Below are 19,819 nucleotides of genomic sequence, written 5' to 3'. Positions count from 1 at the left end.
GCAATCATCTGCATGTCGCGGCCGCGACCCGGCAGGGCGCCGGGATCGCCGTGCGGATCCCCTTCGGCCACGAGGCGATCGGCACGCTGGCGCGGGGCGAGGATGTCTGGCTCGGCTTCCAGGCCGAGGATGCGCGCGTCTTCGCGTGACCTTCAGAGAGCGGGATTGACGGCGCACGAAGGAGCAGGCTGTCCTCCGCCGCCGGGCATGGTACAGCCCCATGCAGATCCGGCCGGGGAAAACGCATGATCGATCGACGCAGCCTGCTCGCTCTGGCGGGCTTCCTGGCCACGACACGGGCCGGTTTCGCCCAAGCGCCGACGACGTTGCGGGTGGGCTATGTGCCGGTGATCGGGGCGAGTGCGCTGTTCGTGATGGCCGGCGACGGCTCGGCGCGCGCCGCCGGGCTCGATCTCAAGCTCACGAAATTCGACTCCGGGCCCAACGCGATCCAGGCCTTCGCCTCGGGCACATTGGACGTCCTGGCGATCGGCGTCGCTCCGGTCGCCGTCGCTCGCGCCCGCGGGCTCGACGCCACGGTGGTGGCGGCCGCCGCGGTCGGCGGCTCGGCCTTCGTCGCCGGGCCGGCCCTCGCAAAGGCCTTCGCGGACAGCGCGAACGATCCCGCCAAGGCTTTCGCCGCCTTCCGCGCGGCAACGGGGCGGCGGGCAAAGCTCGGCACCCTGCCGCCCGGCGGCGTGCCGACGGTCGCGCTGCATCACTGGCTATGGAGGATCGGCAAGGTCGATGCGGCCGATGTCGAGATCGTGCAGATGGGCATCGAGGTCGTCCAGCAGGCGATGCTGACCGGAGCCATCGATGGCGGCACGCTGCTGGAGCCCTCCGCCACGCTGGTGCCGGAGCGGGACCCGCGCATCAAGCGCATCGTCAATTCGCCGCAGATGTTCCCGGACGTGCCGGGCGTCGTCCTGGCGGCGTCGGGCGCGCTGATCAGAGACCAGCGCGCGGCGGCGGAGAGGTTCGTGGCTCTGTTCCTGCGCGCGAGCGCATTGCTTAAGGCCGAGCCGGCGAAAGCGGCGCCGTTCGTGACGGCCACGCTCGGCGGTGGCATCGTCTCGGACGAGACGATCGCGCGGGCGCTGGTTTCGCCGGCCGTCCGCTTCGTCAACGATCCCGCCGCCATCCGCAAGGCGACGGACGCGCTGCTCGCCTACCAGGTCGAGCTTGGCGACTTCGCGAAGGCGCCGTCGCTGGAAGGGCTGTTCGACACGACGTTCTACGAGCGCGCCGTGTCATCGGCTCCGCGATAGGTCGCGCTGCGGGGGTCAGCCGCGCTGGGGGGCCGCCGGGGAGGTTCGCCCTGCGATGCGCCTCGTGCCGGCGAGGACGGCGACGAGGCCGATCGCCGAGGTCGCAGCGCCCGCCAGCGCGACCGCCGGATAGCCCCAGCCCATGGCGATGACGCCGCCGCCCAGCGCCGCGCCCGCGGCATTGCCGAGGTTGAACGCGCCGATATTGACGGCGGAGGCCAGGTTCGGGGCGTCGGAGGCCGCCGACATCACCCTGACCTGCAACGGCGGGACCAGCGCGAAGCTCGCGATCCCCCACAGGAAGATCAGCACTGCACTGACCGCCGCCTGGCCCATCAGCAGCGCGAAGGCGATCAGCACGGCCGTGAGGGAGGCCAGTGTGGCGATCAGCGTCCGGTCGACGGAGCGGTCGGCGAAGCGCCCTCCGAGCCAGTTGCCGAGCGTCAGGCCGACGCCATAGGTGAACAGCATCGCCGTGATGAAGACGGGCGAGGCGTTGGTCGCGTCCCGCAAGATCGGCGCGATATAGGTGAAGACGGTGAACATCGCGCTCGAGGCGATGACGGTCAGGGCGAGGGCGCCGAGCACCGCGCCGCGGCCGAGGGCGCGCAGCTCCGTCATCACCCTGGCGTCCTTCGGCGCCGGCAGCGGCGGCAAGGTCAGGCGCAGCGCCGCCATGGTGACGACGCCCAGCGCCGCGATGCCCCAGAAGGCGGCGCGCCAGCCGAGATGCTCGCCGGCCCAGGTCGCGAGCGGCACGCCGACGACATTGGCGATGGTCAGCCCCATGAACATGGCGGCGACGGCGCCCGCCTGACGCTGCGGCGGGACGAGGCTCGCCGCCACGATCGAGCCCACGCCGAAGAAGGCGCCATGGTTGAACGAGGTGAGGATGCGCGCCGCCAGCAGCATGCCGTAACCTTCCGACAGGGCCGCGAGCAGGTTGCCGGCCGTGAAGATGCCGGCGAGCGCGATGAGCAGGGTCCGGCGCGGCACGCGGCCGGTCGTCAGCGTCATCAGCGGCGCGCCGATCACCACACCGAGCGCATAGGCGCTGATCAGCAGGCCCGCCGAAGGGATCGAGACGCCGAGGTCGTTGGCGATGATGGGCAGCAGGCCCATCGGCGCGAACTCGGTCACGCCGATGCCGAAGGCGCCGATGGCGAGCGCCAGCAATCCGGGATTGAGTGTCATGGTAAGGCCTCAGGCGATGCGCGGCGCGAGGCGGGCGAAGCCTTCCTGCTGCCGATAGGGCGTGTGGGGGTAGGGCGTCAGCACCTCGCTCGCCGCATCGAGCGCGGCGACCTGCTCGGGCGTCAGCGACCAGCCGACGGCGCCGAGATTCTGGCGCAGCTGCTCCTCGTTGCGCGCGCCGATGATCACCGACGACACGGTCGGGCGCCGGAGCAGCCAGTTGATCGCGATCTGCGGCACGGTGCGACCGGTTTCGGCGGAGACAGCCTCGATCGCATCGATGACGCGGTAGAGATGCCCGATTTCGACCGGCGGCGCGAATGGCTCGGTCTCGTGCAGGCGGCTGCCGGCCGGGACCGGCCTGTCGCGGCCGATCTTGCCGGTCAGCCGCCCCCAGCCGAGCGGGCTCCAGACCAGAGCGCCGATGCCCTGGTCGCGGCCGAGCGGCATCAGCTCGTCCTCATAGGCGCGCCCGATCAGCGAGTAATAGACCTGATGCGCGACGAGGCGCGGCCAGCCATGGCGATCCGCCACGCCTTGAGCCTTCATCAGCTGCCAGCCGGGATAATTGGACACGCCGGCATAGCGCAGCTTGCCCTGGTCGATCAGCCGCCCGAGCGTGCCCATCAATTCCTCGACCGGGGTCGAGGCGTCGAAGGCGTGGAGCTGAAGCAGATCGATATGATCCGTGCCGAGCCGCTTCAGGGCCGCCTCGACCGCCCGGATCAGGCGGGCGCGCGAGGCGCCCCAATCCTGCGGGCCGTCGCCCATGGGCAGGCCGGTCTTGGTCGAGATCAGGGCCTCGTCGCGCCGCCCGCGCAGAGCTTCGCCGAGGATCTCTTCCGAGGCTCCGTTCGAATAGACATCCGCCGTGTCGAAGAGCGTGACGCCGGCTTCGAGGCAGATGTCGATCAGGCGCCGGGCCTCGCGCGCATCGCTCTGGCCCCAGGCGCTGAACAGCGGCCCCTGGCCGCCGAAGGTGCCGGTGCCGAAGCTCAGGGCCGGAACCCGCAGTCCCGACGATCCCAGTTGACGATAATCCATGGCTCACTCTTTCCTTGCGAGAGTGGAGCACAGATAGACAGAAGCGATCCGCGGTATTATCGGCTCGTTTCGCCGAGGATCTATGCGATGGACGCAAAGATGTCGTTTGGCGCCGACAGGGCGCATGCGCTGGCGATGTTCGCGGCGATCGTCGAGCAGGGCAGTTTTTCCGCGGCGGCGCGGCAGCTGGGCCTGAGCCCCTCGGCCGTCAGCCGCACCGTCGACCGGATCGAGGCCCGGCTCGGCGTGCGGCTCCTGCTGCGCTCGACCCGTGCGCTGGCCCTCACCGCCGAGGGGCAGAGCTATCTTCAGGCGGCGCGGCGCATCCTCGCCGATCTGGACGATGCCGAGCAGCAGATCGCCGATCAGGGTGCGCCACGCGGCCGGCTGCGGGTGAGCGCGGCGCATTCCCATGGGCGGCTCTGCGTCGTGCCGCTGCTCGGCGAGTTCGCGGCGCTCTATCCGCATATCCTCGTCGACATCGCGCTGACCGATGCGGTGGTCGACGTCGCGGCCGGGCAAGCCGATGTCGCGGTGCGCTTCGGGCCGCTCGCCGACAGCGCGCTCACCGCCCGCAAGCTCGGCGAGACGCGCCGCGTGATCGTGGCGTCACCCGATTATCTCGCCCGCCACGGCACCCCGCAGGTGCCGGAGGATCTGCATGGACACAACTGCCTGAACTTCGATTTCCGGCGTGTCGAGCCGGTCTGGCCCTTCTCCCGCGATGGACGCGATTTCGCCCTGAGCGTGAAAGGCAACATCGAAGCCAATAATGGCGAGACGCTGGGGCAGCTCGCGGCGATCGGCGTCGGCATCGCCCGCGTCGGCGCCTTCAGCGTGGCGCAGGAGCTGGCCGATGGCCGGCTCGTGCCGATCCTCGAAGCCTTCAATCCCGGCGATGTCGAGATCATCCATGCCGTCTTCGTCGGCGGCGCGAGCGTCCCGGCGCGCATCCGCGCGTTCGTTGATTTCCTGGCGGCCAGACTGTCCCGCTCCAAGGCGGCGCAGGCGGCCTAGGTGACGCGCTTTCGAACGGACGTGGTCGCCAGGCTCCGACCAGGGCCGTCCCGGAGCGTCGAGCCGCGATGCCTCTGTGGCCTGGCCGCCGATCCGCAGAGCTCTGTGACGCGGCTGCGGTTGCGGACCATCGGCAGGGATCCGACGGACTGTTGTGCGGTGCGAGCGACCATGCCACTGTTCCGCCACAATCTGGAGTGGACCCATGGATACCCTATCGACCGGCGCATCCTCAGCCATGCCGGGGCAGTTCCGCGTCGGCTCGGTCTTGAGCAAGACGTTTGCCGTGTTCAGCCGGCGCTTCGGCAAGTTCTTCCTGCTCGCGCTCGTGCCGTTGCTTCCGGTTCTTCTGCTCATTGTCCTCGCTATCGCCGCGAGCAGCGCGAATTCGTCCGCCGTCGCCTTCATGGCCGGGCTGGCCGGGATCCTCGCCTTCATCCTGCAGATCGTCGCTCAGGCCACGAGCCTCTACGGCGCCTTCCAGGAGATGCGCCAGCGTCCCTTCACGATCGGCGAATCCCTGCGCGTCGGCCTGTCGCGTGCGCTGCCCGTGCTCGGCGTCGGTATTCTCGCGGGCCTCGCCATCATCATCGGCTTTCTGCTGCTGGTGGTGCCCGGCGTCATCATCGCCTGCATGCTCTTTGCCGCTGCTCCCGCCTGCATCATCGAGAGACTGGGCGTGATGGCCAGCCTCAAGCGCAGCAGGGCGCTCACCAAGGGTTATCGCTGGCAGATCTTCGGGCTTTTCCTGCTGCTCATCGTGGTCACAGGCGTCGGCAGCTTCGTGCTGTCGCGCATCGGCGCGGGCGGCGTCGCCGCCGAGCTGTTGAACTTCATCTGGCAGGTGGTCTCGACGGCCTTCGGCGCCGTCATGTCCGCCGTGATCTATCATGATCTGCGGGTGGCCAAGGAGGGGATCGACGGCGACACGCTGACGAGCGTCTTCGACTGAGCCCGCTCAACGCCCGGTCGATGGGGCCTCGTGCTTGTCGGCGCGGTAGCGGCCGAATTGCTGCTCGCGCTCCAGATGCGCCCGCTCGGCGGTATAGAAGGCTTTCAGGAAAGCGAGCGCCTCGGCCTCGGGCACGGGCTCGGGCCAGCCGATCTTGCGGCAGATCTTGCCGCAGACCTCCTGCTGCATGCCGTGCGTATCGGGTGATGACGGCCTGCGCAGCAGCTCCTCCAGGACCTGCAGCTCGAAAGCGCCATAGGCGTCGAGCTGCTTGCGGCTGAAGACGTAGCGGCTTTCGGCCTGCGCCAGCTCCGCCAGCAAGGGCCGGCGCTGCACGGAGATGACCATCGTTCCGGCGATCAGATCGCCGGCGCGCAGATGGTCGCGGTTGAAGAAGGGCAGGGCGGAGAGCCCGGCCGCCCAGCCGAAATAGCTCAGCGCCATCCAGAAGCCTCCCTCTGCCAGCGTCGGGACGGAGAAGAACAGCCCCAGCGGCAGGAAGATCTCGACCTCGCGCGTCAGATTGCGGGCGACGATGGCGCCCGGCAGCAGCGGGCCGCCGCTGCGGTCGATGACCTTCAGATTGACGAGGCGCTTGCCCGGTGTGGCGCCCTGGCTCTGCAGCTCGAAATGGATGAAGTAGAGGTTCCGCAGCAGGAAGGACAGAAAAAGCACAATCGTGATCGTCACCGAGCCGGTGACGCCGTGCAGCAGCGTTAGGCCCAGCACCAGGAAGAGCAGACTCGTCGCCAGCAACCAGAACAGAAAGTCGACCATGAAGGCGACCAGCCGCTCGCCGTGATTGGCGATATCGACCTCCAGCATCACGCCTTCGGGCGTCACGATCTCCCGCCGGTTGCGGGTGACACCGTCGAGCAGCCGGTTGATGCGGTCAAGTCGCCGGGCCATGGCGCTCCCTCCTGCCGGCGGAGAGGAAATAGCCGCTCCAGACGATGAAGGTCGCGGCGGCGATGACGAAGCGCCAGGGCGTCGAGGCGACGAGCTGGCGCAGTCCGCCTTCGATGAACCCCGCGACGAAGAGCATCAGCACCGCGCCGCCCGCGAGCCCCGCCGCCGCCTTGCCGGCCATGGCGAGGCTGTCGAGGCGGCCGTAGCGACCCGGAAACAGGATCTTTTCGGCGATGACGAGCCCGCCCGCGCCGGCCAGGATGAGCGCACCGATCTCCGTCACCCCATGGATCGAAACCCAGCCGATGAAATCGACCAGCAGGCCGCGATTGGCGTGCAGCGCGAGAAAGGCGCCCAGGATCACGCCCTGATAGCCGAGCAGCAGCAGGGTCGGGATGCCGCCGAGCACGCCGAGGCCGAAAATCATGATCCCGATCGTCGCATTGTGGCGGAACAGGACATTGGCGAAGACGACGAAGGATTCGGTGAAACCGGGCCAGGGCGCGAAGATTTCGGTGCGGCGCAACTCGTCGGCGGTGCTCGCCGGGCCGCGCCCGCCGGCCAGCCCCTCCGGCACGATCAGCCGGAACCAGCCTTCGTTCGGCAGCACCAGCAGATAGCCGATGACCAGCCCGGCGGCGATGGCGAGGCACGCCAGCAGGATGTGCCAGCCGGCCGCACGGACGGCCCGCGGAAAGCCGCGCCTCACGAAGCCGCCGAGCGCTTCGAGGATGCCGGAGCGCGGTCCGTAGACGACAAAGAAGGCCCGCAGGACCAGGCTTTCCAGATAGAGGATCAGGTTGCGGTCGAGCGCGATCGCGCGGGCCACCGACAGCGAGGAGGCGGTCGTGCGGTAGAGCAGAGGCAGGTCCTGCAGCTCCTGCGCCGAGAGCTGGGAGAGGCCCTTCTTCTCGACACGCGAGACGAGGCTCTCCAGCGTGCGCCAGGCGGTTTCGCGGCTGCGACGGAATTCGGCGCTGCGCAGCGTGACGGTCGCGACCGGGGCAGGGGGCGCGGCGGCGGGGGCGGTGTTCGGTTCTATAGCAGCCCCCTCTGCTTGATCGCGAGATAGCGGTTGACCAATCCGATGGCGAGGCCGCGCGGCTGGATTTCGAGGCAGTGGACGCCCATGCGCGCCAGCCGCTCCAGCACCACCGCGCGCTCGCGCTGCAGGTCGCGCGCGACGACCGCCTCGGCGACCGGGCGAAAGCTGGACGGCTCGGCCTCGGCGATGTCGGCCAGCAGCGTGTCGCGCAGCGTCACGAAGATCACGGCGTGGCGGTTGGCCATGCGTTGCAGGCTTTCCAGCAGCAGCCCGGCGGTGGTCGTGTCGACGAATTCGGTGAACAGCACGACCAGCGCGCGGCGCTTTAGGCGGGCATTGAGCTCGGCGAGGCCGAGGGTGAAGTTGGTCTCCTCGGCCCGGTAGCCGAGCTGGCTGCTGCCGTTCTGGAGCCGGGCGAAGGCGCTGCGGCCGGGCGCCGGCTGGAGATAATGCCGAATGCCCGAATCGAAGCCGAAGCTGCCGACCTGGTCGCCGCTGCGCAGGGCGACCCAGCCCAGCAGCAGGCCGGCATGAATGGCATGGTCGAGCCGCGGCAGGCCGCCGATGGGCTCTGCCATCAGGTAGCCGGTGTCGAAGGCTAGGACGATCTGGTGGTTCCGCTCGATCCTGAATTCCTTCGAGAGCAGCTTGAGATGCTTGGCGGAGTGCTTCCAGTCGATGAAGCGGTTGTCGAGTCCCTGGACATGGTCCCGCAGCGATTCGAACTCGGTGCCTTCGCCCTTCTGGTTCTGGACCTTGAGGCCCTCGATCGCGTCGCGGCTGAAGAACTGGATCGCGGCCGAAGCGATGCCGCGAATATCCGGCACGACATCGACGCCGAGCCCCAGCGGCCGGCGCTGGCTGCGGAGGGCCAGGCCGAGCGGGCCGCGCCAGCGCAGCCAGAGCGCCTCGATCGCGATCCGCCCGCGCCGCAGCGGACGGATGGGCAGCGCGACCGATCCTGCGGCACCGGGACGGGCCTCGAAACGGGCGAGCTGCGGCGGCTCGGCCTCGCCGGTCTGTTCCGCCAGCGCCTCGATCACGACCGGGCGCGAACTCTTCTCGATCACTATGCTCGCCACCAGAGCGCCCTCGCTGCCGATCGGCAGTCGCGGGGGCGCCTCGACCGTCAGCGCGAGCTGTGACGGCCTGGGGCAGAGCAGGGCGTCGAGGCCGATCAGCGCCAGCACGAACAGGCCCAGATCGAGCGCGATCGGCCACAGGGCCCGGTCGGCGATCAGCAGGGCGAGGGCGACCGGCACGGTCGCCCCGAAGAGCAGGACGGCGCGCGTGGTCGGCCTGATCATCGCGGCACGGCGACCTGGTCGATCAGTTCGAGGATCACCGTGTCGGCGATGAGCCCGTCGATCTCGGCATTCGGCGCAAGAACGATGCGGTGGCGCAGCAGGGGGAGGGCGATGCCCTTGACATCGTCCGGGATGACGAAATCGCGTCCTTGCGTCGCGGCGCGTGCCCGGCTGGCGGAGGCGAGCATCGTCGCGGCGCGCGGCGAGGCGCCGGTCTCGACCGCCGAATGGCTGCGGGTCGCGCGGATCAGATCGACGATATAGCCGACCAGCGGCTCGCCCAGTGCGATCTGCCCGACCAGCGCGCGGGCCGCCAGCAGTTGCTCCTGCGAGACGACCGAGGTGAGGCCGAACTCGGCGAGCCTGGGCATGGCGGCGCGGTGGCCGTGGCGCGCGACGATGGCGAATTCCTCGTCGCGGCTGGGATAGGCGAGGTTGATCTTGAACAGAAAGCGGTCGAGCTGCGCCTCCGGCAGCGGATAGGTGCCCTGCTGCTCGATCGGGTTCTGCGTCGCCACCACCATGAAGGCCTCGCCCAGCGGATGGGTCACGCCGTCGATGGTGGCGTTGCGCTCGTTCATCGCCTGCAGCAGCGCGGCCTGGGTCTTTGGCGGGGTGCGGTTGATCTCGTCGGCCAGCAGGATGTCGGTGAAGATCGGCCCGCGCGTCAGGTTGAAGCTGCTGGTGCGGAAATCGAAGAGGTTGGTGCCGAGAAGGTCGCCCGGCATCATGTCCGGCGTGAACTGGATGCGTCCGAAGCGGAGCGAGAGCCCGGCCGCGAAGGATTGCGCCAGCAGGGTCTTGGCCGTGCCCGGCACGCCTTCCAAAAGCACATGCCCGCCGCAGAGCAGGCTGACCAGCATCAGCTCGACGACCTCGTCCTGGCCGACGACCGCCTTGCGGATCTCGCCGCGCAGCCCTTCAGTGATCGTCGAGACGTCGCGGAGTTCCATGCGTCAGATCCTTGCGCCAATGATGGAGGGCCTGCGTCGCGGCGAGCAGCGAGGGAAGATCGTGGTGTCCCGCCGACGGCAGGGCGAGCGGCCCCGCATCGATGCCCCGCGCCTGACAGGCTTGTGCCAGCCAGGCGCCCAAGGCGGGGCCTTCGAGCCCGGGCGGCGCGCGCAGGGCCCGCGCGGCCTCCTGCAGCAGCATCGCATTGTAGCGTTGCAGCACCGGGGCGTGGTGGCCGGCATAGTCGATCAGCGCCGCGGTGTTGCCGATCAGCGCCTGCTGGCCGGCATCGAGCCGGCGCGGCGCGGGGAGCGGCGCGCCGAAGCGGCCCATCGCGGACCAGAGCAGAAGGGCGATGGCCGCCAAACTCTGCACCACAGCGAGGTTGAGCGGGAAGTCATAGAGGAATGTCAGCAGGTTCGGCGCCGATCGGCGGAAGCCGTGAATGGTTTCGTCGAACACGACGGGCCGGCGCTGGCCATCGCGCAGCACCGCCACGATCTCGCGCGCGAAGGCGGCGTTGTCGCCCTTGCCGATGCCGTGGTTCTGGATCGGGTCGGGGTCCGCCAGGATGAGGGTCCGCCGGCCACCCTGCCGCAGTTCGCCCAGCAGGATGCCGTCCGGCGTCGAGATCAGCGGGATGAGGTTGGAGCCCTTGATCAGCTGGAGTTCGCCTTCGATACTCGGATCGGGCGCAGCGATCGTCTTGGTGTAGCGGCTGGGCGGCTTCGCCCGGATCACATCGCCGCCGCTGATCGCCGCGCTGAGGACGGCCTGGGCGCGCAGCGGTGAGGCGAGTTCCGCCTGGCCGATCCAGTCCTTGCGCCGTTCGCCGGGTCGCACCGCCCATTTCGGCAGGATGATGAGGATACGCTGAGCGGTCGCCAGTTTGTTGCGGTTCTCATCGCCAGCGAGACTTTCCGCCGGCTCGGCCAGGATGAGCACGCCATTGGCGCCGACCGCTTCCAGCGGCCGCTGCTCGACCCGCAAAGCTCCGTAGCCAGAGCCGGTCAGCCGCAGCAGTTCGTAGAAGGCGAGATGGCCGACAGCGGAGTTGGAGTAGCCATTGGCCCCCGAAGGCAGGCCCGTGGCCTCGCGCCCGCCCAGGCCGGTCAGCAGCAGCGAGGCGGCGAAGAGAGTGCAGAGAGCGGCGGCGAGCGCCGCGAGCACGCGCGGCTGGAAGGGCGAGTACGTCATCAGGCCGGGCCGGCCGTAAGGGAGCGCTTCAGCACCTCGAAATTTTCCCGGCAACCGAGATAGTCCTCCTGGCCGGCGGAGCGGCCGCCGAAATAGGTCTGCTCGACCGACTGGACGATCGCGCCGAGCGCGCCGGTCCCCGCCTGGGGCAGCGAGACCTTGCGCAGGATTTCGCGGCTCGTCAGCGACACGGCGAAGCTGGTGCCGAGCCGCGCCCGGATCTCGGCGAGGCTGCGCAGCAGCAGCATATGCATCGCCTCGCCATACTGACCCCGGCGCGCCAGCTCGTCGGCTTCGAGCTGCGCCTCCTCCAACCGGGCGGAAGAAGGGGAGACGCCGGACGCAACCTCGGCCGCCTGGATCCGGCGCGAGCGGCTGAAGCCCGGCAGGCTGTCGCGCAGGGACCAGATCACGATTGCCGCACCGAGAATGACGGCGCCCCAGAGCAGGACGCGCAGCGCATCGGGCGACAGGTCGATATTGAGCCAGTCGAGCCAATGAGCCGCCTTGGGCTCGGGCAGCGGCATCTGCGTCTGGATGCCATGGCGGCGGATCGCGTCCCTGACGATCTCGCCCGGATCGGTGGCCGCCCGAGCGGTGCCGCTCCGCAAGGCGGCGCATAGCAGCGGCAGGGTGGCGATGGCCGGCCTCACGCGCGGCAGCCCGTGCGGGACCGGCCGGGCCAAGACCGAATCATCGGCAGCATCGATCCCCCGTGTGAAGCGGCTGCGGGCGTCTCGCCCTCGCGCGGTTACGGACCATTCCCCATCTTGGCGCAGCTAGACTTGCCATGACAACAGACAGAAGACTGTCTAGGGCTCGCATGCGTCTTGCACTGCGTGCCTGCCGGGAGGCCGAACGATCGTCATGGACTGGATCATCCTCGGCCTGCTCTTCGGCTTTTTCTTCTTCGTCGTCGTGCCTTGGGCCGCCCTTCGGGCATCCGGTCGCAGCACGGAGGCGCTCGACCAGATCGCGCGGCTCAGGACCGAGGTGGCGGCGCTGCGCGACGAGCTGGAGAGGCTGAAGCAGCCGGATATCGCCGATCAGGTTTCCCCGACGCGACCAGTCCCTGTTCCGAGCTTTGAGGCGGCGCCCGCCGAAAGGGCGCTCCAGCAGCCAATTGCGGCCGACACCGCTGAGCCGCAGGCCGTCCAGCACACCGCCACCGGCCTCGACGCGGAGCCGCTGCCGGACGCCGCCCAGCCGCTCGCCCCGAGCGTCGAGGAGGCGCAGCCCGAGCCGGAGCCGCTGGCCGCGCGCCTCGCCGACGACAGGCTGACCGCGCCTGCCACGGAGGCGGCTGCGGCATCGCCCGGCGATGGCGCGCCGCCGCTCCCATCCGGGACCGGAGCCGGGGCGGCGCCGCGACCGGCGGGCCGCGATCTCGAGGAAACGATCGGCTCGCGCTGGGCGGTCTGGGTCGGGGGCGTGGCGCTCGCCTTCGGCGGGCTGTTCCTCGTGCGCTATTCGATCGAGGCCGGCATGTTCGGGCCGGGCGTGCGGCTGCTGATGGGCGCGGCCTTCGCCGTGCTGCTGGCGCTCGCGAGCGAGTATCTGCGGCGGAGGGAGGGCGCTCTGCCCTTCAACGCACCCGCAGCGCTGGGCAACGCCAATATCCCCAGCATCCTCGCCGGGGTCAGCGTTCTCGCCGGCTTCGGCGTCGTGTTCGCCGCCCACGCCGTCTACGGTTTCATCGGGCCGGGGTCCGCCTTCGCGCTGATGGCGGCGATCGGCCTTTCGGCGCTCGCAGCCTCGCTGCTGCACGGGCCGGCTCTGGGTCTGTTCGGCCTCGTCGGCTCCTATGTGACGCCGCTTCTGGTCGCGAGCACGGCCCCTGCCTTCGCCTCGCTCAGCCTGTTCGTCACTCTCGTCACCGCCACCGCCTTCCTGTTGCACGGCGCCAGGCCGAGCCGGGTCGTCACCCTCGCGGCGGTCGCCGGTCACGGCGCCTGGACCGTGATGCTCGCCTTCGCCATGCGCGGACTGCTCTGGCCCTCCCTGCTCGCGATCGCGGGGGCGATGCTGGCCTGGCTGCTGCTGAAGGAATGGCCGGTCCAGCGTCGCCGCGGCGCCGCCCGGCCCTCGGGTTTGCCCGCCTACGATCTCACGGGCTTCGTCGCGCTCGCCGTTCCGCTGGTGATCGCGGGCGTGCTCTGGGTGGCGATGGGCGAGCCGGGGCCCCTGCTGGCCGCCATCATCATCACCGTCGCGGTCGCGGTCGTCGCGGCGGTGCGCCATCGGGATCTGGCGCCGCGTGCTCTGCTCGCCGCCGCCGGCGCGATCGGCATGGTGCTGCTCTGGCCGGGGCGCGCCGGGGCGCTCGGCCTTTCGCCCGCGACGCTGCTCGGCCTCATCCGGCTCAACATCGCCCCCGGCGCCGGGCCCGAGCTCGGCTGGATCGCCGCGCTCTTCGCCGCGATCGTCGGCGGCGTTCCCTTCGCTGCGCTGCTGATGCGGCGCGGGGCTGGGGCGGGCGGCTACATCGAACGCGGTTGCCTCGCCTTCGCCTCGGCATTGGCGCCGGTCGGCCTGCTGCTGGCGGCGACGCTGCGCATCAACGGCTTCGAGCGCGCGCCGGGCTTCGCCGCTCTCGCCGCTCTGCTGACGGTGGCGCTCTTCGTCGCCTCTGAGCTGCTGCTGCGCGTGGAGCGCGCCCGGACCCGCTCGCGTGGCAATCCGCTCGCCTTGATCGGCTCGGCGGCCTATGCCGCCGCCGGCGCGATCGCGCTGGGCCTGGCCGTCGCGCTGGCCCTGCGCGAGACCTGGCTGGTCGTCGGCTTCGCCATCTCCGCGGCGGGCCTCGCCCTTCTCGCGAGGCTGCGGCCGATCCCGCTGCTGCGCTCGATGTCCGCCAGCCTCGCCATGGCGGCTTTCGGCCGCTGGCTCTGGGCGCCGATCCTGACCGGAATGGGCTCCTGGCCGCTGATCAACTGGCTGATCCCGGCCTATGCGTTGCCGGCGATCTGCTTCGGTGTCGGCGCGCTGGCCCTGCGCCGCGTGCAGGACCGGCCGCTGAGCGTGCATCAGGCGCTCGCCGCCTTCTTCGCCGCCGCCTTCGTGCTGCTGCAGGTCCACCAGTTCTTCGTCGGCGCCGATCTGCGGCCGGATATCGCCTGGATCGCCGGCCACTACGCGCAGCCGCGCAATCGCCTGTTCGAGGAGGTGGCCTGCCTGATGCTGGCCGCCGCACTGCTCGGCCTATGCTTCGAGCGCCTCGGGCGAGGCGAGGCGAACCAGCCCTTCCGCATCGCCGGCCTTACGGGCGTGGCGCTGGCGGTGCTGCTGGCCATCGGTGGCCTCGGCGGGATGCTCAACCCGCTGTTCGACGGCACCGCCGTGGAAGGCTGGCCGGTGCTGAACCGGCTGCTCTGGTATGTCGTCGCCGGCGCCATCCTCGGCGCGCTCGGCTTGCGGCTCGGGCGGGAGCGCCACAGCCCGGTCGCCCAGGCGTTGAGTGCCTGCGGCGCCTTCCTGATCGCGCTCGGCGTGGTGCTGATCACCCGGCACGCCTTTGCCGGCCCCCGGCTCTCGCCGCTGGACGGGGCCGCGCTCGGCTATGCCGAGGCGGTGATGATCACGCTCGTTCTGATCGCGCTGACGGCAGCGGCGCGGCTCTGGCACGATGCCGGCGGCGGATGGATCGCGCGGCTCGGCGTGCTCGCGCTGGGCTGCCTCGCCATCGGCTGGGCCGCCGTCGCGCTCGGCCTTCTGCGCAATCCGTTCCTCGATGGCGGAGTGGTTTCGGGCCCGGTCGTGTTCAACCGCATCCTCTGGGGCTATGGCCTGACGGCGCTGGCGCTGGCCGGGGCGGCATGGTGGCTGGGCGAGGGGTTCGCCGGGCTGTCGCGGGTATTCAGGCTGGCTGCGAGCGCGGCCGCGCTCGGCGGGACCTTCCTTCTCCTGCGCCATGGCCTGCATGGCCCGGCGCTCCGGTCGCAGGTGCCGATCACGCTGGCCGAATCTGGGATCTACGCCTCGCTCGGCTTCATCGCCGCCATCATGGTGATGATCGCGGGCGGATTGCGCTGGCGGGGCAGAAGCGTCCCGCTCGACCCACGCATTCCGGCGCAGGCGAGCTGCTGCGTCTTCCTCGCCGTCGCGGCGCTCGCGAGCCCGGCGATGACGGATCAGCCTCTGGCCGGCATCCTGTTGTTCGACAATGCGCTGGTCGGCTATCTGCTGCCGGCGGTGCTGGCCTTCGCCGCTGCGGCGTGGTCGCGGGCCTATCTCGACCGGCCGCTCGTGACCCGGATCTATGGCAGCGCGGCCATTCTCGGGGCGCTGGCCTATGTCGTCACCGAAGTGCGCCGCGCCTTCGTCGGCCCGGACCTGTTCGGCGCCGATATCGGCTCGGCCGAGCTCTACGCCTATTCCGCCGCGATCCTGCTCTATGGCGTCGGGCTGCTGGCGCTCGGCTTCAGGCTGAACTCGCGGGATCTGCGCCTGGCTTCGCTCGGGGTCGTCACGGTCGCGATCTGCAAGGCCTTCCTCGTCGACATGTCCGGGCTCGAAGGGCTGCTGCGTGCGCTGTCCTTCATCGGGCTGGGCGCGAGCCTCGTCGCGATCGGCCTCGCCTATCAGCGCATGCTGCGGCGGGGCTCGCAGGGGACCAATGACAGCGAAGCCGCCGGCTCCCGGTAGGGCGCCGTGCCGCCGCTTTAGACGGGTGCCGGCCACGCGCGCGGCATGAGGCTTGCTGGCACCGCACAGGGAGAGATGTCGACAGGCGGCTGGACATCGTCCGCCATCGGCGCAACCTCCGTCTTTTCGCTCGGGAATCCTGAATCACGATGCCTGCCCACGACCTCGTCGTCGCCCTCGGTGAAGCGCGCTACCGCGTCGAGCGGCCCTTCGGTTCCTGGCCGCAGAACAGCGGCTTCGTCACGGACGTCACGGTGGACCCGCGCGGCCATGTCTTCGTCATGCTGCGGCACGATCCGCTGACTCAGCCGGACGATCCGCGCGTGATCGAGCTGTCTCCGGAGGGGGACTACATCGCCGGCTGGGGCGGCGATCTCATCGCCGATTCCCATATGCTCACCGCCGATTCCGAGGGGCGCATCCTCTGCGTCGACCGCGACATGCATGAGGTCGTCATCTGCTCGGCCGAAGGCGAGCGGCTGGGGGCCCTGGGCGCGCGAGGGGAGCCGCTGGCACCCTTCAATCATCCCACCGATGTTCACGTCTCCGCCTGGGGCGACATCTATGTGGCGGATGGCTATGCCGCCAGCCGCATCCACCGCTTTTCCGCCTATGGCGTTCATAAGCAGAGCTGGGGGAGCCAGGGCCGCGGCGACGGCCAGTTCGGCTGGCCGCATGCGATCTGGACCCATGCCGATGGCCGCGTCGTCGTGGTCGACCGGATCAACGACCGGGTGCAGGTCTTCGATCCCGATGGCAACCATTTGCAAAGCTGGACGCATTTCTACCAGCCCGTCGCGGTCTGGGGCGATGAGGACGGCAACAGCTATGTCACGGACATGATCCCGAGCCTCCAGAAGATCGGGCCCGCCGGCGAGCGGCTCGGCCGCTGCCGGCCGATGCTCAACGGCGCCCATGGCCTCTTCGGCACGCCGGATGGCGATATCCTGCTCGCCGAGAGCCAGCCCAGCCGCCTGACCCGGCTCGTTCGCATCGCATGAGCCGCACGGCCCCTCCGAGGCGCGGGAAGCGGCCCCGGCGCGGCGCCGCCGCAGGAGCAACGCCATGAAGATCCTCGTTCTCAATCCCAACACCAGCGAGGACATGACCGAGCTGGTCATGCGGGTGCTCGCGCCGCTGACGCCGGCGGGCGTAACGCTGAAGCCCGCCACGGGCCGCTTCGGCGCGCGCTACATTTCCAGCCGCAGCGCCGGCGCCATTGCGGGCCACGCGGCGCTCGACGCCTATGCCGAGCACGGCATGGATTGCGATGCGGTCTATCTCGCCTGCTTCGGCGATCCGGGGCTCTTCGCCCTCAAGGAACTGGCGGGAATTCCGGTTCTCGGCATGGCGGAGGCGGCCTGTCGCCGGGCCGCCGCGCTCGCAGGCCGGTTCTCGATCGTGACCGGAGGCGAGCGCTGGGGGCCGATCCTGACCGAATTCGTCGCGTCGCTCGGGCTGGCTGATAGTCTTGCGTCCATCGTCACGGTCGCACCGACGGGCGGCGACATCGCCGCCGATCCCGAGGGCTCGATCGCGCTGCTGGCCGCGGCCTGCCGTCGGGCCGTCGAGCAGGATGGGGCCGGAGCCGTGATCCTGGGGGGCGCGGGCCTCGCGGGCCTCGCCGCCCGAGTCGAGCCGCTCGTCGGCGCGCCGGTTCTCTGCTCGGCCGCGACCGGCTTCGCGGCGGTGCTGGAGGCGCTGGGTAAGCCCTATGACAAGCCTGAGCGTGGCGATCTGGCTCTGCCGGCACCGGTTCCCGGCATCGGCCTGTCGCCGTCTCTGGCGAAACTGATCTCGGGGTGAGGCGCGCTCAGGGCTCGGCGGGATGGCCGAAAGGGGGCTCGGCCGCGTTCCTGAGCTCTTCGATGAAGGCCCGCACGAGCCGCTTGGGGGCGCGGGCCTTCTGGTAGAGCGCATAGGCCTCCACCGAAACGCGCGGGCTGAGCGGGCGCACCTCCAGCCGGTAGCGGCTGCCGCTGATCGCTGTGAAGGAATCGACCAGCGCCACGCCGAGCCCCGCCTCGGCCAGAAGACAGGCAGTGTTGCTGTAGCGCACCTCGATGGGGGGAGCGGGCCTTGCGCCGGCAAAGAAATCCCGCTGTAGCAGCAGCCCCAGCCGCGCGCCGGGCTCGAAGCCGATGACCCGGTGGCCCGCCAGCATGGCGACCGAAATCTCGCTCTTGGCCGTCAGCGGGTGGTCGGGCGCCATGGCGCAGACCATCTGGCCGGCGCCGATCAGCTCCGCATCGAGGCCCGGCCGGGCATAAGGCTCCAGCGAAACCCCCAGATCGGCGGCGCCGCCCTCCAGGCCCTCGATGACCCCGTCGGTGCGACGCACGTCGAAATCCACATGCAGATCGGGCCGCCGGCTGGCGAAGCGGGCGAGGGCGCGCGGCACGAGGGCATTGGCGATCGGCGGGGTCGCCAGCAGCCTGAGCGATCCGGTCCGGGTGTCGCGCAGGGCCGTCAGCTTGCGCGAAAACGACTGGACCATCGAGAAGATCGGCTCGCTGTCGCGATACATTTCCAGCGCTTCCGGCGTCGGGATCAGCCGGTTGCCCTGGCGCTGGAACAGCTCGAAGCCAAGCATCCGCTCCATCTGCTTGACCGCCGTGCTCACGGCCGGCTGCGAGAGGGCCAGCCCCTGCGCCGCCGCCACCGTGGTCTGGCAGCGGATGACCTCACGGAAAATTTCGAGCTGCCGCAAATTGAGCATGTCGCGAGCCTGCGCTGGGCAAATCACGGGCAGTATAAATTGTATTGATAGAGAGCCCAGTCATTTTTCTAGCCCTGATATTGTAGCGGTTTCGCGCCGGTGCCTATCCTCAGCCACCTCATTTCGGGAGCGCGCCATGATCGCCAGAATCGCCGCCATCGGCCTGACCCTGCTGCTGGCGCCCGCCGCCATGGCACAGTCCACGCTCAAGACCGCCGTCGACGGCACCTTCGCCCCCCATGCGATGCCCAAGCTCTCGGGTGGCATCGAGGGCTTCAACGTCGATCTGGCGGAGGCCATCGGCAAGCAGCTGGGCAAGAGCGTGACGGTCGATGCGACCCAGTTCTCCGGCCTGATCCCGGCGCTGCAAGCCGGCACCTATGATTTCATCGTCGCGCCCGTCACCGTGAACAAGGAGCGGGCCGAGAACCTGCTCTTCACCGAGGGCTATCTGAACACCGACTTCCAGTTCGTCACCAAGAAGGGCGCGCCGCCCATCACCGCGCTCGAGGAGCTGAAGGGCAAGGTGATCTCGGTGAACAAGGGCTCGGCCTATGACAGCTGGGCACGCGGGCTCGAGGAGAAGATCGGCTGGAAGGTCGAGTCCTTCGGCACGCAGACCGACGCGGTCCAGGCCGTGATCTCCGGCCGCGCCTATGCAAACGTCGCCGGCAACACGGTGGTCCAGTGGGCGGCCAAGAGCAATCCGCAGATCCAGCTCTCCTACACCTTCAAGACCGGGCTGGTCTGGGCGGTAGCGCTGCGCAAGGATTCCGCCCCGCTGCGCAACGAACTCGACCAGGCGATCGAGTGCCTCAAGACGAACGGCACGATCGCCGCGCTGCACGAGAAATGGTTCGGCATCAAGCCCGAGGCCGGTTCTGCAGCTGTCACCGCCTTCCCGGGCTACGGCGTGCCCGACATGCCGGGCTATGACGCGACGGCCCATACCGCCGCCTGCAAGTGAACGCAGCGACGCCGGCCAGCCGGACGGACACGATGCGGCCTGCGAACCCGCTGCTCGACATTCGCGGCCTGCGAAAGAGCTTCGGCACGGTCGAGGTCCTCAAGGGCATCGACCTCGCCGTCTCGCCGGGCGAGCTCGTCTTTCTGATCGGGCCCTCGGGCTCGGGCAAGAGCACGCTGCTGCGCTGCTGCAACCGGCTCGAAGAGGCGAGCGGTGGTTCGATCTGGTTCGACGGGCAGGAGGTGCTGGCGGACCGGATCGACATCAACGCGCTTCGCCGGCGCATGGGCATGGTCTTCCAGTCCTTCAATCTCTATCCGCACATGACCGCGCTGGGGAACGTGACGCTGGCCTTGCGCAAGGTGCTGAAGAAGCCCCGCGCCGAGGCCGAGCGCATCGGGCTCGCCGCGCTGGATCGCGTCGGGCTCGCGCACAAGGCGGCGTCCTATCCGGCGGAATTATCGGGCGGCCAGCAGCAGCGCGTCGCCATCGCCCGCGCCTCGGCGCTGGAGCCCGGGCTGATGCTGTTCGACGAGCCGACCTCCGCGCTCGACCCCGAACTCGTCGGCTCGGTGTTGCAGGCGATGCGGGACATGCGC

The 19,819-nt window shown here is 69.8% G+C and carries 18 protein-coding genes; 9 read left to right on the top strand and 9 right to left on the bottom strand.

Annotation, left to right across the window (positions count from 1 at the left end; all coding sequences use genetic code 11):
* Nucleotides 1-8: 8 nt before the first annotated feature.
* Nucleotides 9-149 (top strand): TOBE domain-containing protein, encoded by a 141-nt coding sequence (locus tag ACOJTB_RS13055; protein ID WP_420102963.1) that lies wholly within the window; start codon nt 9-11, stop codon nt 147-149.
* A gap of 96 nt (nt 150-245) precedes the next feature.
* Nucleotides 246-1,271: an ABC transporter substrate-binding protein gene (locus ACOJTB_RS13050; protein WP_420102956.1), complete on the top strand. Its 1,026-nt coding sequence runs from the start codon at nt 246-248 to the stop codon at nt 1,269-1,271.
* 15 nt (nt 1,272-1,286) lie between these two features.
* Here ACOJTB_RS13050 and ACOJTB_RS13045 read toward each other — a convergent pair whose 3' ends face one another.
* Nucleotides 1,287-2,465, bottom strand: coding sequence for an MFS transporter (locus ACOJTB_RS13045; protein ID WP_420102955.1), 1,179 nt, complete (start codon nt 2,463-2,465; stop codon nt 1,287-1,289).
* A 9-nt stretch (nt 2,466-2,474) separates the two neighbouring features.
* On the bottom strand, nt 2,475-3,509 hold the full coding sequence (locus ACOJTB_RS13040) for an aldo/keto reductase (protein WP_420102954.1): 1,035 nt from the start codon (nt 3,507-3,509) through the stop codon (nt 2,475-2,477).
* Nucleotides 3,510-3,596: 87 nt separating this feature from the next.
* Here ACOJTB_RS13040 and ACOJTB_RS13035 point away from each other — a divergent pair, with 87 nt between their 5' ends.
* A complete protein-coding gene (locus tag ACOJTB_RS13035) occupies nt 3,597-4,526 on the top strand; it encodes a LysR family transcriptional regulator (RefSeq protein ID WP_420102953.1) in 930 nt (309 codons plus the stop codon).
* A 205-nt stretch (nt 4,527-4,731) separates the two neighbouring features.
* Nucleotides 4,732-5,478, top strand: coding sequence for a hypothetical protein (locus ACOJTB_RS13030; protein ID WP_420102952.1), 747 nt, complete (start codon nt 4,732-4,734; stop codon nt 5,476-5,478).
* A gap of 6 nt (nt 5,479-5,484) precedes the next feature.
* On the opposite strand, the gene ACOJTB_RS13025 is transcribed toward ACOJTB_RS13030, so the two are convergent.
* The 6 genes from ACOJTB_RS13025 to ACOJTB_RS13000 form a co-directional block, all read right to left on the bottom strand.
* Nucleotides 5,485-6,387, bottom strand: coding sequence for an RDD family protein (locus ACOJTB_RS13025; protein ID WP_420102951.1), 903 nt, complete (start codon nt 6,385-6,387; stop codon nt 5,485-5,487).
* Complete coding sequence (locus ACOJTB_RS13020; protein ID WP_420102950.1) at nt 6,371-7,216, bottom strand: stage II sporulation protein M; 846 nt, start codon at nt 7,214-7,216, stop codon at nt 6,371-6,373. The genes ACOJTB_RS13025 and ACOJTB_RS13020 overlap by 17 nt, the downstream gene beginning before the upstream one ends.
* A gap of 209 nt (nt 7,217-7,425) precedes the next feature.
* The gene (locus tag ACOJTB_RS13015; protein WP_420102949.1) at nt 7,426-8,739 is read right to left on the bottom strand and encodes a DUF58 domain-containing protein; all 1,314 of its coding nucleotides are present in this window, start codon (nt 8,737-8,739) and stop codon (nt 7,426-7,428) included.
* Complete coding sequence (locus ACOJTB_RS13010) at nt 8,736-9,692, bottom strand: AAA family ATPase (protein WP_420102948.1); 957 nt, start codon at nt 9,690-9,692, stop codon at nt 8,736-8,738. Before ACOJTB_RS13010 ends, ACOJTB_RS13015 begins: the two co-directional genes overlap by 4 nt.
* Nucleotides 9,661-10,890: a hypothetical protein gene (locus ACOJTB_RS13005; RefSeq protein ID WP_420102947.1), complete on the bottom strand. Its 1,230-nt coding sequence runs from the start codon at nt 10,888-10,890 to the stop codon at nt 9,661-9,663. Before ACOJTB_RS13005 ends, ACOJTB_RS13010 begins: the two co-directional genes overlap by 32 nt.
* On the bottom strand, nt 10,890-11,576 hold the full coding sequence (locus tag ACOJTB_RS13000; protein WP_420102946.1) for a hypothetical protein: 687 nt from the start codon (nt 11,574-11,576) through the stop codon (nt 10,890-10,892). Before ACOJTB_RS13000 ends, ACOJTB_RS13005 begins: the two co-directional genes overlap by 1 nt.
* Nucleotides 11,577-11,757: 181 nt before the next feature.
* On the opposite strand from ACOJTB_RS13000, the gene ACOJTB_RS12995 reads away from it, so the two are divergent.
* From ACOJTB_RS12995 to ACOJTB_RS12985, 3 genes are all read left to right on the top strand, one after another.
* The gene (locus ACOJTB_RS12995) at nt 11,758-15,534 is read left to right on the top strand and encodes a DUF2339 domain-containing protein (RefSeq protein ID WP_420102945.1); all 3,777 of its coding nucleotides are present in this window, start codon (nt 11,758-11,760) and stop codon (nt 15,532-15,534) included.
* Nucleotides 15,535-15,683: 149 nt separating this feature from the next.
* Complete coding sequence (locus ACOJTB_RS12990; protein WP_420102944.1) at nt 15,684-16,535, top strand: NHL repeat-containing protein; 852 nt, start codon at nt 15,684-15,686, stop codon at nt 16,533-16,535.
* Between the two features lie 64 nt (nt 16,536-16,599).
* Nucleotides 16,600-17,340: an aspartate/glutamate racemase family protein gene (locus ACOJTB_RS12985; protein ID WP_420102943.1), complete on the top strand. Its 741-nt coding sequence runs from the start codon at nt 16,600-16,602 to the stop codon at nt 17,338-17,340.
* Nucleotides 17,341-17,347: 7 nt separating this feature from the next.
* Here ACOJTB_RS12985 and ACOJTB_RS12980 read toward each other — a convergent pair whose 3' ends face one another.
* Nucleotides 17,348-18,253, bottom strand: coding sequence for a LysR substrate-binding domain-containing protein (locus tag ACOJTB_RS12980; protein ID WP_420102942.1), 906 nt, complete (start codon nt 18,251-18,253; stop codon nt 17,348-17,350).
* Between the two features lie 136 nt (nt 18,254-18,389).
* On the opposite strand from ACOJTB_RS12980, the gene ACOJTB_RS12975 reads away from it, so the two are divergent.
* Entirely contained in the window at nt 18,390-19,220 is an 831-nt protein-coding gene (locus tag ACOJTB_RS12975; RefSeq protein ID WP_420102941.1) for a transporter substrate-binding domain-containing protein, read from the top strand.
* 32 nt (nt 19,221-19,252) lie between these two features.
* Nucleotides 19,253-19,819: amino acid ABC transporter ATP-binding protein (locus tag ACOJTB_RS12970; protein ID WP_420102940.1), on the top strand; the 567-nt coding region annotated here is incomplete at its 3' end.

The sequence above is a fragment of the Allobosea sp. genome (assembly GCF_048595345.1).
Lineage (GTDB): Bacteria > Pseudomonadota > Alphaproteobacteria > Rhizobiales > Beijerinckiaceae > Allobosea.
Note: the sequence above shows the minus strand (reverse complement) of the source record. Positions and strands in the feature narration are given on the sequence as shown.